This is a genomic window from Streptomyces sp. NPDC026515 (assembly GCF_055567595.1).
Genome location: NZ_JBVHQD010000017.1, coordinates 77,673 through 97,366, shown reverse-complemented (window position 1 = coordinate 97,366; position 19,694 = coordinate 77,673). Strand labels below are relative to the sequence as shown.

At 69.0% G+C, this 19,694-nt stretch carries 17 protein-coding genes and 1 tRNA gene; 14 read left to right on the top strand and 4 right to left on the bottom strand.

All coding sequences use genetic code 11. The annotated features are described in order from the left end of the window. Nucleotides 1-36: 36 nt before the first annotated feature. On the bottom strand, nt 37-375 hold the full coding sequence (gene wblA / locus ACZ4O3_RS31205; RefSeq protein WP_063777071.1) for a transcriptional regulator WblA: 339 nt from the start codon (nt 373-375) through the stop codon (nt 37-39). Nucleotides 376-922: 547 nt separating this feature from the next. Here wblA and ACZ4O3_RS31200 point away from each other — a divergent pair. Further along, nucleotides 923-3,217, top strand: a complete 2,295-nt coding sequence (locus ACZ4O3_RS31200) for a transglycosylase domain-containing protein (protein WP_362722856.1) — start codon at nt 923-925, stop codon at nt 3,215-3,217. A gap of 124 nt (nt 3,218-3,341) precedes the next feature. On the opposite strand, the gene ACZ4O3_RS31195 is transcribed toward ACZ4O3_RS31200, so the two are convergent. Then, the gene (locus ACZ4O3_RS31195; protein WP_362728745.1) at nt 3,342-3,809 is read right to left on the bottom strand and encodes a GatB/YqeY domain-containing protein; all 468 of its coding nucleotides are present in this window, start codon (nt 3,807-3,809) and stop codon (nt 3,342-3,344) included. Nucleotides 3,810-3,922: 113 nt separating this feature from the next. On the opposite strand from ACZ4O3_RS31195, the gene ACZ4O3_RS31190 reads away from it, so the two are divergent. The 9 genes from ACZ4O3_RS31190 (at nt 3,923) to ACZ4O3_RS31150 (ending at nt 9,752) form a co-directional block, all read left to right on the top strand. Then, on the top strand, nt 3,923-4,861 hold the full coding sequence (locus ACZ4O3_RS31190) for a metallophosphoesterase (protein ID WP_362728743.1): 939 nt from the start codon (nt 3,923-3,925) through the stop codon (nt 4,859-4,861). Nucleotides 4,862-4,916: 55 nt separating this feature from the next. After that, entirely contained in the window at nt 4,917-5,675 is a 759-nt protein-coding gene (locus ACZ4O3_RS31185; RefSeq protein WP_467725412.1) for a Pr6Pr family membrane protein, read from the top strand. 74 nt (nt 5,676-5,749) lie between these two features. Next, nucleotides 5,750-5,823: transfer RNA gene (locus ACZ4O3_RS31180), tRNA-Pro, on the top strand. Nucleotides 5,824-6,426: 603 nt separating this feature from the next. Further along, complete coding sequence (locus ACZ4O3_RS31175) at nt 6,427-7,131, top strand: hypothetical protein (protein WP_467725410.1); 705 nt, start codon at nt 6,427-6,429, stop codon at nt 7,129-7,131. A 112-nt stretch (nt 7,132-7,243) separates the two neighbouring features. Then, nucleotides 7,244-7,645, top strand: a complete 402-nt coding sequence (locus tag ACZ4O3_RS31170; protein WP_467725409.1) for a hypothetical protein — start codon at nt 7,244-7,246, stop codon at nt 7,643-7,645. Between the two features lie 39 nt (nt 7,646-7,684). Then, complete coding sequence (locus tag ACZ4O3_RS31165) at nt 7,685-7,990, top strand: transposase (RefSeq protein WP_361497581.1); 306 nt, start codon at nt 7,685-7,687, stop codon at nt 7,988-7,990. 5 nt (nt 7,991-7,995) lie between these two features. Beyond that, nucleotides 7,996-8,616: an IS3 family transposase gene (locus ACZ4O3_RS31160; RefSeq protein WP_467725407.1), complete on the top strand. Its 621-nt coding sequence runs from the start codon at nt 7,996-7,998 to the stop codon at nt 8,614-8,616. 39 nt (nt 8,617-8,655) lie between these two features. After that, the gene (locus tag ACZ4O3_RS31155) at nt 8,656-8,904 is read left to right on the top strand and encodes an integrase core domain-containing protein (RefSeq protein WP_467725405.1); all 249 of its coding nucleotides are present in this window, start codon (nt 8,656-8,658) and stop codon (nt 8,902-8,904) included. 95 nt (nt 8,905-8,999) lie between these two features. Next, nucleotides 9,000-9,752, top strand: a complete 753-nt coding sequence (locus ACZ4O3_RS31150) for a hypothetical protein (protein WP_467725404.1) — start codon at nt 9,000-9,002, stop codon at nt 9,750-9,752. Between the two features lie 90 nt (nt 9,753-9,842). On the opposite strand, the gene ACZ4O3_RS31145 is transcribed toward ACZ4O3_RS31150, so the two are convergent. Further along, entirely contained in the window at nt 9,843-10,307 is a 465-nt protein-coding gene (locus ACZ4O3_RS31145; RefSeq protein WP_467725509.1) for a DUF5615 family PIN-like protein, read from the bottom strand. A gap of 2 nt (nt 10,308-10,309) precedes the next feature. Further along, nucleotides 10,310-10,954, bottom strand: a complete 645-nt coding sequence (locus ACZ4O3_RS31140) for a DUF433 domain-containing protein (RefSeq protein WP_453007793.1) — start codon at nt 10,952-10,954, stop codon at nt 10,310-10,312. Between the two features lie 217 nt (nt 10,955-11,171). On the opposite strand from ACZ4O3_RS31140, the gene ACZ4O3_RS31135 reads away from it, so the two are divergent. The 4 genes from ACZ4O3_RS31135 to ACZ4O3_RS31120 are packed head-to-tail and all read left to right on the top strand — an operon-like array spanning nt 11,172 to nt 19,634. Further along, on the top strand, nt 11,172-12,800 hold the full coding sequence (locus tag ACZ4O3_RS31135) for a TIGR02677 family protein (protein ID WP_467725402.1): 1,629 nt from the start codon (nt 11,172-11,174) through the stop codon (nt 12,798-12,800). Nucleotides 12,801-12,826: 26 nt separating this feature from the next. After that, a complete protein-coding gene (locus ACZ4O3_RS31130) occupies nt 12,827-14,122 on the top strand; it encodes a TIGR02678 family protein (protein ID WP_467725400.1) in 1,296 nt (431 codons plus the stop codon). Continuing rightward, the gene (locus ACZ4O3_RS31125) at nt 14,119-18,357 is read left to right on the top strand and encodes a TIGR02680 family protein (protein ID WP_467725398.1); all 4,239 of its coding nucleotides are present in this window, start codon (nt 14,119-14,121) and stop codon (nt 18,355-18,357) included. Before ACZ4O3_RS31130 ends, ACZ4O3_RS31125 begins: the two co-directional genes overlap by 4 nt. Further along, nucleotides 18,354-19,634 (top strand): TIGR02679 family protein, encoded by a 1,281-nt coding sequence (locus ACZ4O3_RS31120; protein ID WP_467725397.1) that lies wholly within the window; start codon nt 18,354-18,356, stop codon nt 19,632-19,634. Before ACZ4O3_RS31125 ends, ACZ4O3_RS31120 begins: the two co-directional genes overlap by 4 nt. Nucleotides 19,635-19,694 lie beyond the last annotated feature (60 nt).

Genomic DNA, 19,694 nt, shown 5'->3' with positions numbered 1-19,694 from the left:
CGGCAAGGTTGTTCAGTGGCTCGTGCGGCGGGTGAGTCAGCTCACTGCCGCGTAGTTCTCGTACACCTCGTCGTTGTCGAGGGGGACGATGCCGGTCCCCCGCTCGTATTCCGAGCGCGCTGTCTCCAGGAGCCTGCGCCAGGAGGTCACCGTGGGCCGCCTGCGCAGCAGTGCGCGGCGCTCCCGCTCGGTCATTCCTCCCCACACGCCGAATTCGACGCGATTGTCGAGCGCGTCGGCCAGGCACTCCGTGCGTACCGGACACCCGGTGCACACCGCCTTGGCCCTGTTCTGCGCTGCTCCCTGAACGAACAGTTCATCCGGATCGGTAGTGCGGCAGGCGGCCTGCGCACTCCAGTCGGTTACCCAGCCCATACCGGCGCCGTCCTCTCCCGAATCGAGGCTCCCCCACGGCGGCAGCGGCATATTCACCGCCGCCAGTTGAGGACGTTACGGAAGGTGGGCACAGCGCAACACCCCCTTCGGGCCCAATCTTGAATGGCCCGAACGGACTATGGGTAAGCGGCAGATCACCCGTGGGAGTGAGCTGACGACATGCGTGACCATCCCGGCAATCCGGGACAGCTCAGGCGCGCCACAACGGACGCCGGATGACACACGAGGCGGATTCGGGCACACCATCAACACGTCACCCGAAAAAATGGACGGGTTCCGGAACGATTCGGGGTCGCCGGACGTATTGATACGTGGCCGCGCTGCTGTGACAGTTGAGAGCAGCTTAGGCCAAGGCCTGCACGTGTGTCCGGCGAATGGCAAGGTAGACCGTTCATGTCGTCGTGCCGTGCGCCGAGCCACGCCGGCTCCGTGAGGCCCGGTCCCGTATGTCACGATCCGGCACTGGAACATCCCGAGAGCCACCCGCTCACGCGGAATGCTCAGCCCTACGGATTAGGCTGCCCCCATGCCAAAGAAGCGCTCGGGCGGCGGTCTGTCGACCACGCAGCAGGCCGCCAAGTTCCTCGGTGTCAGTGTGCTCGCGGGAGCCGTGATGGCGGGCATCGCACTGCCCGCGGCCGGCGCCCTGGGTCTCGCGGCCAAGGGTTCGGTCCAGGGCTTCGACGACATCCCGGCCAACCTGAAGAGCCCGCAGCTCAGCCAGCGGACGAGGATCCTCGACAGCAAGGGCAACCAGATCGCCCAGGTCTACTCCCGTGACCGCACGGTGGTGGAGCTCAAGGACATCTCGCCGTACATGCAGAAGGCGATCGTCGCGATCGAGGACTCGCGCTACTACCAGCACGGCGCCATCGACCTGAAGGGCGTCCTGCGCGCGCTGAACAAGAACGCGGTGAGCGGCGGCGTCGCCCAGGGTGCCTCCACCCTCACCCAGCAACTGGTGAAGAACTACTTCATCGAGGAGGCCGGCGACGACCCCACCAAGGTCGCCGAGGCCACCCAGCAGACCCTCGGACGCAAGGTCAAGGAGCTGAAGTACGCGATCCAGCTGGAAGAGAAGCTCGGCAAGAAGAAGATCCTCGAGAACTACCTGAACATCACCTTCTTCGGCGAGCAGGCCTACGGCATCGAGGCCGCCTCCCAGCGCTACTTCTCCCAGCACGCCAAGAACCTGAACCTCCAGCAGTCGGCCCTGCTGGCCGGCATCGTGCAGTCGCCGAGCCGCTACGACCCGGTCAACGACGAGGCCGAGGCCACCAAGCGGCGCAACGTCGTGCTGGAGCGCATGGCCCAGCTCGGTGACATCTCCCAGGCGGAGGCCGACAAGGCCAAGGAGGCCCCGCTCGGCCTGCACGTCACCCAGCCCAAGAACGGGTGCATCACCGCCACCAGGGGCGCCGGGTTCTTCTGCAAGTACGTCGAGAACGTCTTCCTCACCGACCCGACCTTCGGCAAGACCCGCGAGGCGCGCGCCAAGCTCTGGAACCAGGGCGGCCTGACCATCCGGACCACCCTGGACCCGCAGGCCCAGGACTCGGTGCAGTCCTCGATCAAGGACCACGTCTACAAGGCCGACTCGGTCGCCGCGGCCGCCACCCTCGTGGAGCCCGGCACGGGCAAGATCCTCGGGATGGGCCAGTCGAAGCCGTACGGCTACAACAAGAACGAGACCGAGTACAACTTCTCGGTCGACCGGGACTACGGCGGATCCAACTACGGCTTCCCGACGGGTTCGACGTTCAAGCCGTTCGTTGCCGCGGCCGCCATCGAGGGCGGCAAGCCGGCGACGCAGGAGTACTCGGCGCCGTACAAGATGAACTACCCGAGCCCCGTCCAGCAGTGCGACGGCAAGCAGTGGGTCAACACGGAGAACGAGCAGGTCGAGAACGAGAACGAGTCCGAGGTCGGGCCGTACCAGATGAAGAAGGCGATGGCGAAGTCCATCAACACCTACTTCGTCCAGCTGATCTCCGACATCGGCCTGTGCCCGGTGGTCAAGATGACCGACGCGCTCCACGTCCACCAGGGCGACGGCTCGAAGCTCCCGCAGACCCCGTCCATCGCCCTCGGCGCGATCGGCCTCTCCCCGCTGACCATGGCGAGCGCGTACGCCACCTTCGCCGACCGCGGCATGTACTGCACGCCGGTAGCCATCGAGTCGATCACCCAGAAGGTCGGCAACGAGCAGAAGTCCCTGGCCGTGCCGAAGTCGACCTGCTCGCGTGCGATGAGCGAGAAGACCGCCGACACCATCAACACCCTGCTGCGCGGAGTGGTCGACTCCGGTACCGGCCAGGAGGCCGGCCTGGACGACCGCGAGAGCGCCGGCAAGACGGGTACGACGGACTCCCGCAAGAACGCCTGGTTCGTCGGCTACACCCCCAACCTCGCGGGCGCGGTCTGGGTCGGCAGCGCCAAGCAGAACGTCGAGATGACCAACATCACCATCGGCGGCGTCTACCACGGCGAGGTCTACGGCGCCGACACGCCCGGCCCGATCTGGAAGGACGCCATGACCGGCGCTCTGGAGGGCAAGCAGACGGAGTCCTTCAACCTCGTCGACATCCCGGACGAGGAGGACCACGACAAGGGCAAGGGGAACGGCGACGGTCACGGCCGCGGCGACGACACCGGCGGCCTGATCGGCGGTCTCATCGGCGGCCCGGCGAACGGCGGCGCGGCGAACGGCGGGAACAACGGCGGCAACTCCACCCCGAACCCGACGTTCTCCTTCCCCGACGGCTTCATCCAGGGCAACGGAAACGGCGGGAACAACGGGACCGGCGGACGCCGGAACTGACGCGCCCGCCGGTCTCCCACCGGCTCCCCCACGAGTACGACGGCGGGGCCGCACCTCGTGACAGAGGTGCGGCCCCGCCGTCGTACCGCCCGAGGCCTCCGGTGCTCCCCGGTGGCTCGCGGTGTCAGCCCTGGAGCCGCTGCTTCACCGCGGCGGCGACGCGGCCGCCCTCGGCCAGCCCGGCCACCTTCGGGTTCACGATCTTCATCACGGCGCCCATGGCCCGCGGCCCCTCGGCACCCGCCGCCTTCGCCTCCTCGACGGCCGCGGCGACGATCCCCGCCAGCTCCTCGTCGGTGAGCTGCTTGGGCAGGTACTCGTCGAGGAGCTCGCCCTCCGCCTTCTCCCGCTCTGCGCTCTCGGTGCGGCCGCCCTGGGCGAAGGCCTCGGCCGCCTCCCGGCGCTTCTTCGCCTCCTTGGCGATCACCTTGAGCACCTCGTCGTCGGAGAGCTCGCGCTTCTCCTTGCCTGCGACCTCCTCCTTGGTGATCGCGGCGAGCGTCAGCCGGAGCGTCGAGGAGCGGAGCTCGTCGCGTGCCTTGATCGCGGAGTTGAGGTCGTCGTGCAGCTTCGACTTGAGCGTGGTGGTCATGGGTCCGATTGTCGCAGGTGCCCCGTGCGGATGGCCCGCAGTTTTACCCGCCCCGGCCGCCGGTGGCCGGCGGCCGGTCATGAGCCCCGCCGCGGGTCTGACACGATGGTCGTATGCGCGCTCGATACGGAGTACCCCTGGGAATCGCGGCGTTCGGCGCCGCCGGTGTGTTGTACGCGGCCGGTTTCGAGGTCCGTTCCTTCCGCCTGCGCCGGGTGACGGTCCCGGTCCTCCCGCCGGGGATGCGTCCGCTGCGCATCCTCCAGGTCTCCGACATCCACATGGTCAGCGGGCAGCGAAAGAAGCAGCGCTGGCTGCAGTCGCTGGCGGGCCTGCGCCCGGACTTCGTGATCAACACCGGCGACAACCTGTCCGACCCGGAGGGCATCCCCGAGGTCCTGGACGCGCTCGGCCCCCTGATGGACTTCCCCGGCGCGTACGTCTTCGGCTCCAACGACTACTACGGTCCCAAGCCCCGCAACCCCGCCCGCTATTTGCTGGAGAAGGTGAACGGCAAGCACGGCCTCAACGGCAATCCGCCGGTGGTCGGCGCGATCCACCTGCCGTGGGAGGACCTGCGGGACGCGTTCGACGGGGCGGGCTGGCTGAACCTGACGAACACCCGCGGCGTCCTGAAGGTCGAGGGCGTCTCGGTGGAGCTGACGGGGCTGGACGACCCGCACATCAAGCGCGACCGGTACGTGCAGGTGGCGGGCGGGCCGTCCGGTACGGCGGACTTCTCGATGGGCGTGGTCCACGCCCCGTACCTGCGCGTCCTGGACGCCTTCACGGCCGACGGCTATCCCCTGGTCCTGGCCGGCCACACGCACGGCGGCCAGATCTGCGTCCCCTTCTACGGCGCCCTGGTCACCAACTGCGACCTGGACGCGGACCGCGTGAAGGGCCTCTCCCGGCACACGGCGGAGGGCCGCACCTCGTACCTCCACGTCTCGGCGGGCTGTGGCACCAACCGCTACACCCCGGTCCGCTTCGCCTGCCCGCCGGAGGCGACGCTGCTGACGCTGGTGGGCCGGGAGCAGCCGTTGCCGTAACCCACACGGCGTAGAACAACATGCCGCACATGCCCCTTATTCATACTTTGGGGGCATGACGGCTCCCATACCCCGGGACATCCCGGACCTCCCCGCGGTCCCGGGCACGCCCGTACTGCTGCCCGGCTACGTTCCGGCGACGGCGGTGGTGGCCCCCACCCGTCGCCCCCTGACCGCGGTGTTCCGCCTCCTGACGGCCGCGGTGGCAGCGGCGGGCGTGGCCCTGGAGCTGCTGCTGGGCAGCCCGGCCCAGGTCATGAGCTACTTCGGCACCCAGGCGGCGGTGATTCTCACCCTGGTCAGCCTGGCCTCGGCGCGGCGCGCCTGGCAGGCGTCCCGCCCGCTGCCCTCGTCCCTGACGGGCGCGGCGCTGCTCTACATCGTGATCTCGGGTCTCGTCTACCACCTGCTCCTGGGCCACACCACGCCCCCCTTCTCCATGACGGGCTCGGCCCACCCGCCGGTGGCCTGGCACGGCCAGTGGCTGGCCCTCCAGCTCCTCTACACGGCGGCACCCCTGGCGGCCCTCGTGGACTGGCTCATCCTCACGCCGCCGAGCCGTCTCCACCTGCGCCAGACCGCGGGCTGGATGCTCTACCCCCTCGTCTACCTGGCGTTCTTCCTCACCCGAGCGGAGCTGTCGCTGCCCGGCACACCGGGCCGCTACCTCTACCCCTTCCTGGACGCCGAGCAGCACGGCTACCGTGGCGCCCTCGCCAACGCCCTCCTCCTCGGCCTGGCCTGCTACGCCCTCGCGGTCCTCCTGGTGGCCCTGGACCACGCCCGCCCGAACCCGGTCGGCCGCCGCCCCTAAACCGGATTTCGTCTCCGGCCACCGGTGGGCTAAAGTAAACGACGTCGCCGCAGCAAGCAGGACGGCAGCGACATCGGGGTGTAGCGCAGCTTGGCAGCGCGCTTCGTTCGGGACGAAGAGGTCGTGGGTTCAAATCCCGCCACCCCGACAGCCAAAAGAGCAGGTCAGGCGCGTTGCTGAGGGATCAGCAACGGGCCTGATTTGCTTTGCGGCCCCGTTTTGGGAGCCATTTGGGAGCCGACTTCGGGGAGCGGCTCCCCGGCGGCTCCCCGCGAGAGGTGTTCCGCCTCCGAGTGCGCCGTGCGCTCCGCAGGAGTCCTCCCCACGGCTTATGCCGAGGAGACAACAAACGGTACGACGATCGACATGCACCGATGGTCTCCGTTAAATGACCGGCAGCTCGCACTCCTCACCCGCATCGGGGGCGGAGCCGACCCCGTGACGTCGGACAGCCCCGAGTTCGCTCTCACCGCCCGCGCGCTGAAGGAGCGGCGCCTGATCACCATGCCCAAGCAGGATGGGAAATGGCAGGCCGAGATCACCGACGCGGGACGCTTCTACCTGGAACACGGCCATCACCCGGACCGGCCGGAACCAGCTCAGCGCAAGCAGCGGTCAACAGGTTCCGACCAACCGGCACGACCGACCCCTCCGCCACAGAAGCAAGACACAGCCCCGTCCACGACGAAGCCGGCGTCGAAGCGCGCCCCCAAGGCCCCCCCAACCGTCGCCGGCGGAAATCGGAACCGCCTTGATCGCGGAGGTACAGCAGGCCGGGCGGTTCCTCCGGATCCCGAACCCCAGCGACGAGGAGCGAGCCCGCTACCGCAGGGCGTTCGACGCGGCCCGGCCGTGTGCCCCCGAGGGATTTAGCCTGAAGTACAGCGGGCGGGCGAAGGGGGACTTCTTCCTCGGCCTGCTCCGGGTGACCGGCGAAGACGAGACCGAGTGGAACCGTATCCGGCTGGCACGCAGCCGCGTGATCACCGACGTCGAGGACGTGATCGCCGCAGTCAGCGCGGACCACAGCGCCTTCGAGATCTCGGAGGAGGTCCTCCCCCGGGTGCTCTCGCTGCTCCGGCTCCTCGCCGAGGAAGCCCTCGCACGCCACGGCGAGATCGCGGTGTCCAAGAAGCGCAGACAGCCGAGGCCGCTGCTCACCGTCCACGGCAGGACGTACGAGGTCAGCTTCCGTGAACGGCAGAAGCCTGTCCGGTACGTCCCCAAGCAGCCAGGCCGCCGTACGTACGACTGGCAACGTGTCACCCCGGCCCAGAAGTTCGAGCCGTCCGGCGAGCTGGAGCTGCTGGTCAGCCAGCAATCGGGCTACAGCTACGGCTGGAAGAAGGAGTGGGCCGACACCGCCAAGAAGCCGCTGGAGGACCAGATCGGTTCAGTCCTACGGGCGCTGAAGGCCCCGTGCGGAGGAACAGGAACGGGCTCGGCTGGAACGTGAGGCGGAGCAACAACGGCTGCGAGAGGAGCGGGAGCGTCAGGAGGCCGAGCGCCGGCGCCTGGAAGCGGAGCGAGAGGAGCGGGAGCGGCGCGAGTGGGAGGCCGCCGTCAGCGTGGCTTCGATCAAGGCGATTCACGCGGTGCGGGCCGAGCGCTTCGGCACGGCCCTTGAGCAGTGGCAGGCCGCAGGGGAGATCCGGATGTTCTGCGCCGCTCTGGATGAAGCCGCCGCGGCGTCGGAAGACGCCCTCGAAGCCGAGAGGCTGCGAGAGTGGTCGGCTTGGGGGAAGGCGGAGGCCGACCGGCTCGACCCCACCCTCAGCGGCAAGGGCTTGGCTTCTCTCAACTTCCGTGCGGAGCCGACGGGAGATCAACTGCGGCCGTTCCTCGACGGCTGGCACCCACAGCGGCCGGAGAAGGAGACGAAGCCCCCTGCTCAGCTGACACCGCCCAAGGCGGAGCCAGATCCGTGGCGCGGTCTCATTGAGGTTCCCCCTGTCGGCCGGACAGCTTGATACTGGGACGGATGGTCCCGGAGGAAGCAGTCACAGGTAGTGAGTGGCAAGAGCAACATGAGTAAGCGGTACACGGCCGAGTTCAAGCGGGACGCGGTCGCCTTGGCGTTGTCCTCGGAGAAGACGGTCACTGAGGTCGCGAGGGATCTGGGCGTGAGCCCGGAAGGGCTGCGCGGGTGGGTGAAGCAGGCGAAGGTCGACCGCGGTGAGGGACCCGCCGGGGCTTTGACCACTGCGGAGCGTGAGGAGTTGGTCCGGCTGCGGCGGAAGGTTCGCGAGCAGGAGGCCACGATCGAGGTTCTGGGAAAAGCGACCGCCTTCTTCGCTCAGGACAAGATGAGGTAGACACCGTGGCACGGTGTCGTTTCATCGATGCGGAGAAGGCATCGGAGGGTAATCCTGCAGGTCACAGCGTTGCGTTTCTGTGCCGTGTGCTGGGAGTGCCCCGTTCCACCTACTACGCGCACAGGGCGTCGCGGCCGGCCCGGACGGTGCGGGAGCGGGCTGAGGAGGTGCTGGTGGGCGAGATCCGGGTGCTTCACGCCGGATCTCGCGGTGCCTACGGGGCTCCGCGGATCCACGCTGCCCTGCGGCGGCCCGGGCGGGTGGTGAACTCCAAGAAGATCGAGCGGCTGATGCGCAAGCACCGGATCGTCGGGATCACCCGCCGTCGGCGGCGGGGCCTGACCCGGCAGGCGAAGCGGGCGGTGTTCGCGCTCGACCTGATCGGACGGGACTTCACCGCACCCCGGCCCGGGATACGGCTCGTCGGCGACATGACTGCACTCAGCACACTGGAAGGGAAGTTGTATCTGGCGACCTGTATCGATCTCGCGACGCGGGAGGTGATCGGCTGGGCGATGGCCGACCACCACCGCGCCGAGCTGCCGGTCGCCGCCTTGCGGATGGCGGCCGGGCGTGGCGGCTTGGAGCAGGGTTGCGTCATGCATACGGATCGCGGCAGCGAGTAAACAAGTGGCGAATTCCGCAGCGAAATACGCAAGTTGCGCATGAGGCAGTCGATGGGGCGCGTGGGCTCTTGTTACGATAATGCCGCCGCGGAGAGCTGGTTCGCCATCCTGAAAGCGGAGATCGGGACGACCATGTGGGAGACCCGCGAGGCCGCCCGGGCCGACGTCTTCCGCTACATCGAGGTCGAGTACAACCGCAGCCGGCTCCGTCGGCACCCCGACTACGGGTACGTCACCCCGCTCGAAACGAGATCCTTGCTCAGGCAGAACCTCGTCCCGGCAGCGTAAACACCCGCTGTCCAGTTCGCGGGGGGAACTTCAGCCAGGCCAGCATGGATTCCGCGGTTGTGCACAAGAACGCGGCGCAGCGGAAGGTGGAGCCCATGGCCAAGCTGACGGAGGAGCAGCGCCGACAGCGAGCTGCCAAACGTGCTCTACGCTCGGCGCTCGATGCCGAAGCGGATGACCAGCGGCGTCGCGAGCAGGATGAGCGGTGGAAGCGAGAGAATACGCGCCTCAGCTGGGCGGAGTACGCGGCCGGTGAGTCCTGCCGGGGCTGCGGAGAGCCTATACACGATGGGCTGGGGGACTGGTATCCCCTCATGAAGTTGTCCGAGTCGGAGAGGCGTGAGTACGAGGAAGCCGACCGGAGATTCCGCGAGCGGCACGCCGACTGCCGGAGTGGCCGGTGGAGCATCAGCGGCTCTCGGGTGACGCATTGCTGTTTCTGTTGCCCGCCACCGCCGGTGGGGCCGAAGCAGATGGAGAAGCTCGCCAGGTTGTTCGCTTCCTGGCCCTCCCAGGAGGAACGCAAGAAAGACCTCGATACCTGGAACCTCACCCTCCGTTGCGACCACGTGGTGCCCCACATCCAGCATCGCGAGCACAGCTACGTTTCCGCCTGCGTCGTCGACTGCCCAGAATGCGGGGAGCGTCGCGGAGTTGTGAGCAGTGAGCGGGTAGGGCCCGCGTACCGCGATGACGGGACCATCCGTGAGCGGGCGGAAGCTGATCAGGAGCGGCTCACCCAGAAGCTGGCGGCTGCCAAAGCGAAGCTGGCCCGTCAGCAGAAGAACGCCGCGGCGACCCAGCGTCGCATCACCGAGATCCAGGAAGAGTTGAGCAGCGAGTCCTGACGAGAACAAGCACAGTCGGCGCGACGCCGGCCCATTTCCTGGCATCACGTGTGCTGGGTTACCGGCCGGGAACCTTCGTGAATCTAGAGGTCAGGACTCGGGAGCTGAATCGTCACCGGGCCAGTGCTTCGGCGGGACGACGGCCGGGTCCGTGATCTGGAGGCGTTTCTGGCGGGTCGGGTCGATTGACGTCAGAGAGACGAGGCGCTGGCCGCCAGCTGCTTCGAGTTCGGACAGGGCATGAGGAAGAGCGGCGCACACGGTGGCGATCGCCGTGCCAAGGCCCACCAGGCCGCCATGCTTGTTGTTCTGGCGATACTCGATGCGATGCAGGCCCGACCGTGCAATGGCCGCCACTTCGAGCGGCCGGCTGAGCTGCTTGGTGTCGTTGGTGATGACGACATCGAAGCCCTCGGTCTTCGCTCTGGCGTACAGCTCGATGTCCTTTGTGCCCGTCCAGCCCTTGAGCTCGTGAACGTGGACGACGTCATGCGCCTTCAACAGGATCCGCACGATCTCAGCCATTGGCCGGGGCACATTCTCGTCGAGCAGCAATTTCAAGCGACGACCTGCCGGGGCTCGCTACTGCCGTAGCTGTCGACGTACTCGCTGAAGTCGGCCGCGTCACGTGCAGCATCAGCCGTCACGCCTGGGTAGAACTCACCGATCTGGTCCGGTGGGATGCCATCCCTCACGAGAGCGGCGACGTCCGACGCGGGGATCCTGGTGCCTTGGATGACCGGTTCACCACCACGGACCGACTCGTCGACCGCGACGTGCTCACGCGGGGTGAGAAGGGCGGGAATGCTACGACCGTCCTTGTAGAAGGGAGCGAGTACATCCACCATCTGGTGGATGACCACGTTGCCGCCTTTGATCAGGTCCACGGCGTGGTCAGGTTCAGCCAGGTAAATGGTGTCCGGGCCCGCGACGAGTTTGTACGAGGAGAGGTGCTCCCACTCGCCCAGGTCTTCCCGGAGTGTGTTCAACGCACGGCGAATCTTCTGCAACGAAGCCTCTTCACGCAGCTGTACACAGATGCGGAGTGCCACAACGTCACGGAACGAGTAGAGGATCGGCCGTTCGCTGGAGATCTCAGGCACGAGCACAGCGCCCTTGGGCCCGGAAGCTCGGCGCCAGTGAGACAGCTGGCGCAGCGTGGCACCTGAAAGAGCCGCAGCAAGTTTGGGTTCGTACGACACTGCGTGCCTCCTTCCGCCTCACCGATACGCGCCTGAACGTACCCCATTCTCCTAGAAGCCACTCGGCACAGAAGTCGAAGGACCCATTCAGGGCGAAACTGACGCACTCCCTCGCCGCACAAGCCGCTGCCACGAGCCGCTGCAAGATGGGCACACGTCTGTGGCAATTCCGGCCACACACCGGCGGCAGCCGGATGCGCCGCGTAACCTCGCGAGCATGGGGGCAACCGCATCAGGCGCAGCTCAGGACGCCGACGAGGAGGCACGCCGGCGGCTGAACGCGTACACGTACCTCAGCGCGCCCGAGCGGCTGGAGCATGTCGCGATCATGCGGGTCTTCTGCGGAACGCTGCTGGCGGATCTCGCCGTCCCGGACATCATGGCGAAACTGCGCCAGGCCGGTGCTTCCGCCGCAGTACTCGACGCCGACACCCTCACGGTCCGACTGGAGCAGCTGGTCCAGTGGGGAAACCTGCTCCGCAGCAGCCACACGGTGAACGCGTCCAGCATCAGCGAGTACCAGCGCTCCCGCTCGCGCTACCAGCTCTCGAAACTGGGTGAACGCATCCAGCGGGACGCCGACGGGGTCCTGGCCGAAGCCGACGCCGCCCGCGAGGTGAGCAACGAACTGCTGGCACTGGTCGAGCGCGGGCTACGGGAGCTGGCCGACCTCGTGACCGCGCCGGGCGGCGTCGAGCCGCAGGACGGACTGGAGCGGATCAGCACGCTGTTCGTGCAGTTCACCGAGTTCGCGGACTCCATACGCGACTTCTACGCCTACCTCGGCCAGGTGCTGTCCCGCTACGACCTGGACAGCGCCGAGTACCAGGGCTTCAAGGAGCTGCTCCTGGACTACGTCGAGGCGATCACGGAGGATGTGGCGTTCCGCGCGCCCCGGATCTCGGCGGCGTTGGACACCCTGTGGCCGCACATCCCGGCTCTGCTGGACCGGCTGGACTCCCACGCCCAGGGGCTCACCGGGCTCTCGGCGCAGGCGCAGGGCGAAAGTCGCCCGGAGGTCCGGATCCAGCGCAGCCGAGGCCGCGAATTCGCGGACTGGGAGGGGCTGCGCGGCTGGTTCAGCAACACCGACGGCCAGGACAGCCAAGTCGACCAGCTACGCGACGCCACCCTGCGCGCGCTGCAGTCACTGCTCGCCAACGCCAAGCGGATGCTGCGGTCGGCCACAGGGGAGATGTCCCGGCGCAAGGATCTGCTGCGGCTGGCCCGCTGGTTCGACGAAGCGGCGCCGCGGGACGCACACGACATCGCCGTCGCCGCATTCGGGCTGTACGGCGCCCGCCATCTGGGCATACCTCCGGCCGCCGACGAGGTGGTGCCCGCCTACACAAGCTGGTGGACCGGTCCGGTGGTCGAGGTGCCGGTGGCCCTGCGCGAAAGAGGCAGCCGAGCCCAGCGGGGCCGGGCCTCAGCGGTGGAGGACCACTCTGCACAGAAGCAGCTGCTGATGGAGGCAGCCCGTCAGCGGGCAGCGACCAGAGCTGCGGCGGCAGACGAACTGCGCAGCGCGTCCGGCCGGTTCGCCGAGGTACGCCTCACGTCAGCGGCGCTCGGCCTGCTCCTGGAGCTACTGGCCACAGCGCTCGGAAACGCACAGCTCAGCAGGCCCATCAGCACGGACAGGGAGAGGACGGCGGGGTTCGACCTCGACTCGGCCAGCAGTGAAGACGCCGAACTGCGTATCCGCCTCACCGTGCGCCGGACGGCGGGCACGCGAACGGTGCTGTACTCGGCCGACGGCGACCTGCTGCTGGACGACCTGGAGCTGGACATCGGTCGTACCTCCGCCGCGGTCGAGGGCGAAGCGGAGGCGAGCGTGTCATGACCCTCCCCTCGACTCACGACGTAGCCTTGGCAGCCGAGCGCCGCACCGCCGCCCGGCTGCTGCTCGCCCACCCGCTGGTCGCGTCGGACGGCCCCCACGCCGACCTCTTCCCACTGATCCGCAGGCATGCCGACTGGCTGGGCAAACGGTTCCAGCAGGTGCTCGGCTACCGCCTGCTGGTCGACAGCTCCTACGCCCGGCTGTTCAAGGCGGGGCTGGGGGCGGGTTCGGGGCATCGGCTTGAGCGCTCCACCGGCACTCCGTTCACCCCACACACGTACGCCTGCCTCGCGCTGGCCCTGTCTGTTCTGGTGACCGCGCCCGAGCAGATGCTGCTGTCACACCTGGTCGCCGATATCAGGGCTGCCGCAGCCGACGCCGGGATTGAGCTGGAGGAACCGGGCCGGGCGGCCGGGAAGCGGACCCTGGTCGCGGCTCTGCGCCAGCTCGTCGACTGGGGCGTGCTCATCGAGACCGAGGGCCATGTGGCCGCGCTTGCGCAGGAGGCGGGCGGAGAAGCCCTGATCACGATAGATCGGGAGCTGGCACGCGTGGTCGTCGCCGGCCCGCTCTCCCAGGCACGGGACGGCGCCGACCTGGTCCGGCGGGCAGCGGACCCGGGCTTCGGCGGACCACGCACCTACGTGCGCCGGATGCTCGTCGAGACACCCGTCGTCCACCTCGACGAGCTGACGGACGCCGAGCGTGACTGGCTGCGCACCCGGCAGCGCCGGGAGGCCCAGGCTTTCTCCGAGCTCCTGGGCCTGGAGATGGAGATCCGTGCCGAGGGCGTGGCGCTGGTGGACCCCGAGGAAGAGCTCACGGATTTGCACCTACCGGGCACCGGGACCGTCGCACAGGCCGCGCTGCTGCTGGCGGAACGGCTCGTGGAACGGCTTCGGCCGCAGGAACCGGGGCATCCGGCGACCGGCGGGACGCTCGTCATCGGGGTGGCCGTCCCGGACGGCCTGGTGGACGAGGTGCTCGCCGAGCTCATCACCGAGTACGGGCAGCGCAGCAGCTGGCAACGCGGCTACCTGGAGGACCTTCCCTCCCTGCGAGAGGCCGTACTGGACCTGCTGGTCCGCATGCGGCTGATGGCCCGCGCGGACCGGCTGCGCGCCGAGGGCGAAGGACTGCCGGAGGGGTACGTCGAAGAGGCGTCGGAAGGACGCACGGTGACCGATGTCCGTGGTGCACGGCCCGGCGGCGACGGCTGGGTGCTGCTGGCCGCAGCGGCCCGCTACGCCACCCACGTCACGGTGCGCCCGGCCACCGCAGCCGGCAAAGGCACGGACGTTCAAGAGGAGTTGCCGCTATGACCACCGACGCGCGTGGCCTCGTTCCGGTGCCGCGTTCCGGCCCCGCGACATCCACCAGCGCGCGCTTTCGGCTGCACCGGGCGGGCATCCAGAACGTCTGGCAGTACGACGAGCAGGACTTCTCCTTCGGCGACGGACGGCTGCTGCTGCGCGGCAAGAACGGCGCGGGCAAGTCCAAGGCCCTGGAGATGCTGCTCCCGTATCTTCTGGACGGCGACTCCCGGGCACTGGACGCGACCGGCACCGGCCGCACCACGCTCGCCTGGCTGATGCTGGACGGGTTCGAGCAGACCAACCGTCTCGGCTACCTGTGGGTGGAGTTCCGGGGCATGGCCGACGACGGCGGTCAGCGCCACCTGACGCTCGGTGCCGCCATCCGCGCCTCGAAGTCGACACAGAAGGCGCTGCCGACGTTCTTCGTCACCCCGCTGCGGATCGGTGAGGACCTGCATCTGGTCGAGGCCGGTAAGCCGCTGCCGGTCGACCGACTCAAGGAGATCGTCGGCTCCGACAACACGACCGACCGTGCGGTCCAGCACCGTGCGCGTGTGGCCCGGGAACTGTTCGGCATCACCGACGCGACGCGCTATCGCAACCTCACCCAGCTCCTCCACCGGCTGCGGCGCCCGACGGTCGGCGACCGGATCGAACACGGGGGCCTGGTCTCCCTGCTGAGCGAGACCCTGCCGGGGCTCGACGAGGACGTCGTCGAGAAGGTGGCGCGCAACCTCCATGACCTTGACGCCGTACGGGACGAACTCGGCCGCCTGGAACGCACCGACGCGGCCTTGCGCACGTTCCTCACCAGTTACCGCAGCTACCTGGCCGGGGTCCTGCGCACCTCCGCCCAGAGAGTGAGCCACGAGCTGGGCGTCCTCGCACAGCGGCGCCGGGCAGCCGGAGACACCGCACAGCGGACGAGCGACCTGAGGACGCAGGAGGAGGAGTCGGAGGGCCGGCTGAAGACCCTGCGTGAGGAGGAGCAGGCCGCCCGGACCGACCTGGCCGCCCTGCACGCCAGTCACGCCTACCGCAGTCTGCGCGAACTGTCAGAACGCCGCGGCACGGTGGAGGCGCTGCACACCGCCGCCGCGGCCGCGTTCACCACCCTGCGGAACGCACACGACGCGGAGGAGGGCTCGGCGGAGCGGCTGGCCGAAGGTGTCGAACACCTCGGAAGTCGGCTGGCCGAGCTGGGAACCGAACACCGGGAGCTGCTGACGCAGGCGGAGAAGGCGGGGCTTCCCACCGGCCATCTCGGCGAGGCGGTAGCCCTGCCGCGCACGGTTCTGGCCCAGGCCGCCGAGACCGAACTGACGACTCCGGCCGGGGAGATGCGTACCGTACGGCACCGATCGGTGGCCCGTGTGGACACCGTCACGGCGCAGGAAGGGCTGCGGTCCTGGCAGAACCAGCTGGAGGACGCCGAGTCGGTCGTGAGAAACCGGGCCCGGATGGTTCAGGAGGTGACCCGCCTCATCGCACGGGCGGACGAGGCCCGGGCCGCGGCGACTCAGGCCGATGCCGAGCGCGAACGGCTGGAGGGCGAGGCGGAAGAGGCAGCCGGCCATCTCGACGGCAGCCGTCAGAAGGTCGCCGAGGAGAGCGGCGCCTACGCCCGCCAAGTCGCCGAATGGGCGGCGCACACGCGGAATGCGCTGGGTCCCGACTGCCCGTCGCTGAACGCCGTTCACGCCACCGTCGGCCACGAGACCTCTACCGACGCGCCCTTCGCAGACCGCACGCTGCCGCCCGACATCGACAGCCAGGCGCGGCAGATCGCTCAGGCCGCGTTGGAGCCGTACGGCGAGGAGCTCACCGGACGCCGGGACGCCCTGGCACTCGGCGTCAACCGGCTCGGCGAGGAACTCGACCACCTGGCGGAGCAGAAGCGGGACTGGGAGCAACGTACCGACCCCGAGCCGCCGGCCCCGCACCATCGCGCCGCCGCGAGGACGCCGGGCAGTGGAGCCCCTTTCTATCGGCTCGTGGGCTTCGTGGAAGACCTGGCTCCGGCCGACCGAGCCGGTCTGGAAGGGGCGCTGGAGGCGAGTGGAATCCTGGACGCGTGGGTGAGTGCGGACGGCGTCCTTCTCGATCCGCGCACGCGGGACACCCTTCTCCAGCCGGGTCCCACGCTGTCCGACGGGCCGACTCTCGCCTCGGCCCTGCGCCCAGCCCCTGAACCGGGTTGCGGCGTCACCTCCGAGCAGGTGGGGGGTCTCCTGGCCACCATCGCACTCACATCGGCACAGGAGACCTCCGCGCACAACGCGGTCTTCTACGACGGCAGTTGGCGTCTGGGCGTACTCAGCGGTCGTCATGACAAGCGCGACACCGAGTACGTGGGGGCCGCCGTACGCGCCGAGACTCGGCGACGCATTCTCGCCGAGTTGGAGGAGCGGATCGCGCATACGGAACAGCGGCTGGCCGATGTCCGCGAAGAGCTCGCCGTAGCCGATGCCATGCGTCGAGCTCTCACGCTCGCGGAACGGGACTTCCCCAGGGCGCGGAGTCTCGCGGACGCCTGGAGCAGGACCGAATCAGCCGAGCGGACGCTGCGCGACCTGACCGCCAAGGCGACCCGGGCGGCGGGGCTGGCCGAGGAGGCACGCGCTCTCGCGGTATCGGCGCGGACCGAGGCAGAGGCCACCGCCACCGCCCACGACCTGCCCGGCGACCCCGCCGCCCTGGACCGTGTGCGCACCGCACTGGCCGGCCTGCTCAGCGGTGTCGGGCATCTGCGCAGGGCCGTCGGCGGCACGGGGGAGCGGCTCGGCGCGAACCACGCCGATGCCGACCGGTACGGACGCGCCCGAGAGGATCGCCTGGCCGCAGACGAGAGCTACCGGCTCCACCTCGCTGGACTGCGCACCGCTGAGCAGGACCTACGTACCCGCGAGGAGGCCATCGGGTCGTCCGAGGAGGAGATCCTCTCCCGCGAGCAGGACGCCAAGCAGCGCATCACGCACGCCGTCCAAGCGCTCCCCGCGGCACAACGAGCTCGCGACGATTTCCACGACCTGCGCGTGCGCGCGGAAGAGGACGAGAAACGCCTGCGCGGGACCCTGGCGGACCAGGAGACGGCAGTCATCGACACCGGCAGCGCTCTGCGCGGGGCTCTCGGCCGACCGGAGGTGGTGCTCGGTGCCGGCCTTGACCGGTCCTCGCTGCCCGAGTACATGTCGGACGATCCCGGCACGGACGTGCGCAGCCGTCTGCGAGCGCTTCGGGCCCTCGCCGACGCCGTGGAACAGGCCCTCGGCCGCCCGAAGGGCGAGGTGTCGGACAGCACCCTGCTCAACCGCCACACCGATCTGCGCGACCAACTGGCTGGCGGATTCGACGCGCAGCTGGAGGAGCGCGACGGAATCAAGGTGTGCCGCTTGGTCGACGACCACGGGTCTCATGACGTCGCATCCGTGGGCGAGCGGATCGCGGTTCAGGCCGCGGAGGCCCGGGGGCGGCTCACCGAGCGCGAACGTGAGGTCTTCCAGCGGTTCCTGACCGGTGAGCTCGGCGACCACCTCTCGGCACAGGTCATCACCGCGGCGAACCTGGTCGCGGCTCTCAACGACACCCTGAAGACCGTACGCACATCCCATGGTCTCGGTGTCGAGCTGCTGTGGAAGCTGGACGAGGACGTGGACGCGGATGTGCGTGCGGCCGTCGAGCTGCTGCGCAGTCCGTCGAGCCTCAGGACTCGCGACGAGACGGAGCAGCTGCGCGAGGTGCTGCAACGCCGGATCGAGGACGCCCGCCGCGCCGACCCCTCAGCGGGTTACGCCGCCCATCTGCGGACCGCGCTGGACTACCGCGACTGGTTCCGCTTCCACACCTTCGTGGTCGAGGACGCGGCCCCGGGCCGCCGTAGGAAGCTCACCGGGCGGACCGGTCTCAGCCAGGGTGAACAACGAGTCCTCTCCTACCTCGTGCTCTTCGCAGCGGCAGCCGCCCACTTCACCAGCCTCGCCGAGTCGGCACCGCACGCGCCACGCCTGATTCTCCTGGACGACGCCTTCGCCAAGGTCGACGAACCCACCCACGGCCGGCTGGGCCGTATCCTCGTCGACCTCGATCTCGACTTCGTCCTCACCAGCGAGCGGCTCATGGGCAACTGGCCCGAGGTTCCGTCCCTGCACATCTACGAGTGCCTCCGTGATCCCCATGCGCGCGGGGTGGCCACACTGCACTACACCTGGAACGGTCGGCACCGGCGTCTGGTGTCCGTATGAGCGGGCTGCCCGCCGCGACGCGCGACTGGCTGACGGGACCTGGGCTCACCCGCCTTTGGCAGGGGGCACGTAAACGCCTGGAGAGCAACGGCGTACAGGCCACGGGTTCGCTCCGGCTGACCGCGATGAACGCGCAGGAACGCAACGACCTTTCTCTCCTGCTGGGCAAACCCCTCACAGGTGCCGCCGTGACCGTACGGCTCGACGTGCTCGACGCACGGCTACGTGCTTCGGCCGCCGGACTCGGCCTAAGACAGACCCTGGAGGAACTCGGCCCGCCACTCACCGACCGCCGTGCCGCCCGCGCGGACGTGGCCGCACGGCGGGAACAGGTGTGGTCGTCCCTTGCTTCGTCACTGGACGCCTCCCCGCTCGCCGGCCAGGAATGGCCGCGGCAGTGGTACGACCTGCTGCGCCGTGCCGGTGTTCCGAGAGGAGTGACGCCCGAAGCTGCGGTATGGACACTCCAGCAGGCGGTCCAGGTCCTCACCGCTCTCCTCGGACCCGAAGGACCCGAACGCAACGGCACACGTGGCCGAGGAGAACTCGCTGCCATGACGACCGGCTCCGCGCACGGCCTGGACGACGGCACTTGGCTCGCACGCCTCGTTCAACGCGGTGTCGCCCTCGCCCATGGCACCGAGTTCCCCGACGACGCGGCCGGTCGACGCGCACTGTGGCGGCTGGTGTCCGTCACGCCGGACGAGGTCTCCAGCACGGTGCTCACCTACGGGCTGCGGCCCGACGGCGAGGGCTGGCGGGAGCGTGCTCTGCGGGAGCGGGCTGACCATCACGCCGAAGTTCACGTCACCCCACGCGACCTGCATGATCTTCGGCTGCAACTCCCCGCCGCAACGCTCATCCACATCTGTGAGAATCCGCGCGTGGTGGAAGCTGCGGCGGACGCGGCCTGCGTCCAGCCCCTCGTGTGCACTTCCGGCAGCGCCGCCACCGTGGTCTTCACGCTTCTCGACGCCCTCGCCGCCACAGGCTGCCACTTCGCGTACCACGGCGACTTCGACTGGCCGGGGATCGCTCTGGCCAACCGGGTCACCCGCCGCTACGAAGCCCGGCCGTGGCGCATGGGCACCGCGGACTACGAGCACCTGGCCGCTCGCAGCCAGGCTGAGGGCATCCCTCAGTTGGCGCTCGACGGCCATCCGGTCAGCGCGGACTGGGACCCGGATCTCGCCCCTGCCATGACCGCCCTCGGCGTCGCGCTCCATGAGGAGGCGACCCTCGACCTCTTGGTGGACGACCTGTCACGCCGGGCGTAGGGACATCGACGCCTCCGTGCCGGCGTCTGGGAGCCATCTGGGAGCCGACCCGCTCCCCGA

Excerpts from the sequence above, each read along its gene's own strand:
- ACZ4O3_RS31190 (WP_362728743.1), top strand. The coding sequence starts at position 3,923 with ATGCGCGCTCGATACGGAGTACCCCTGGGAATCGCGGCGTTCGGCGCC.
- ACZ4O3_RS31195 (WP_362728745.1), bottom strand. The coding sequence starts at position 3,809 with ATGACCACCACGCTCAAGTCGAAGCTGCACGACGACCTCAACTCCGCG.
- ACZ4O3_RS31150 (WP_467725404.1), top strand. The coding sequence starts at position 9,000 with ATGGCCAAGCTGACGGAGGAGCAGCGCCGACAGCGAGCTGCCAAACGT.
- ACZ4O3_RS31155 (WP_467725405.1), top strand. The coding sequence starts at position 8,656 with ATGAGGCAGTCGATGGGGCGCGTGGGCTCTTGTTACGATAATGCCGCC.
- wblA (WP_063777071.1), bottom strand. The coding sequence starts at position 375 with ATGGGCTGGGTAACCGACTGGAGTGCGCAGGCCGCCTGCCGCACTACC.
- ACZ4O3_RS31120 (WP_467725397.1), top strand. The coding sequence starts at position 18,354 with ATGAGCGGGCTGCCCGCCGCGACGCGCGACTGGCTGACGGGACCTGGG.
- ACZ4O3_RS31135 (WP_467725402.1), top strand. The coding sequence starts at position 11,172 with ATGGGGGCAACCGCATCAGGCGCAGCTCAGGACGCCGACGAGGAGGCA.
- ACZ4O3_RS31125 (WP_467725398.1), top strand. The coding sequence starts at position 14,119 with ATGACCACCGACGCGCGTGGCCTCGTTCCGGTGCCGCGTTCCGGCCCC.
- ACZ4O3_RS31185 (WP_467725412.1), top strand. The coding sequence starts at position 4,917 with ATGACGGCTCCCATACCCCGGGACATCCCGGACCTCCCCGCGGTCCCG.
- ACZ4O3_RS31200 (WP_362722856.1), top strand. The coding sequence starts at position 923 with ATGCCAAAGAAGCGCTCGGGCGGCGGTCTGTCGACCACGCAGCAGGCC.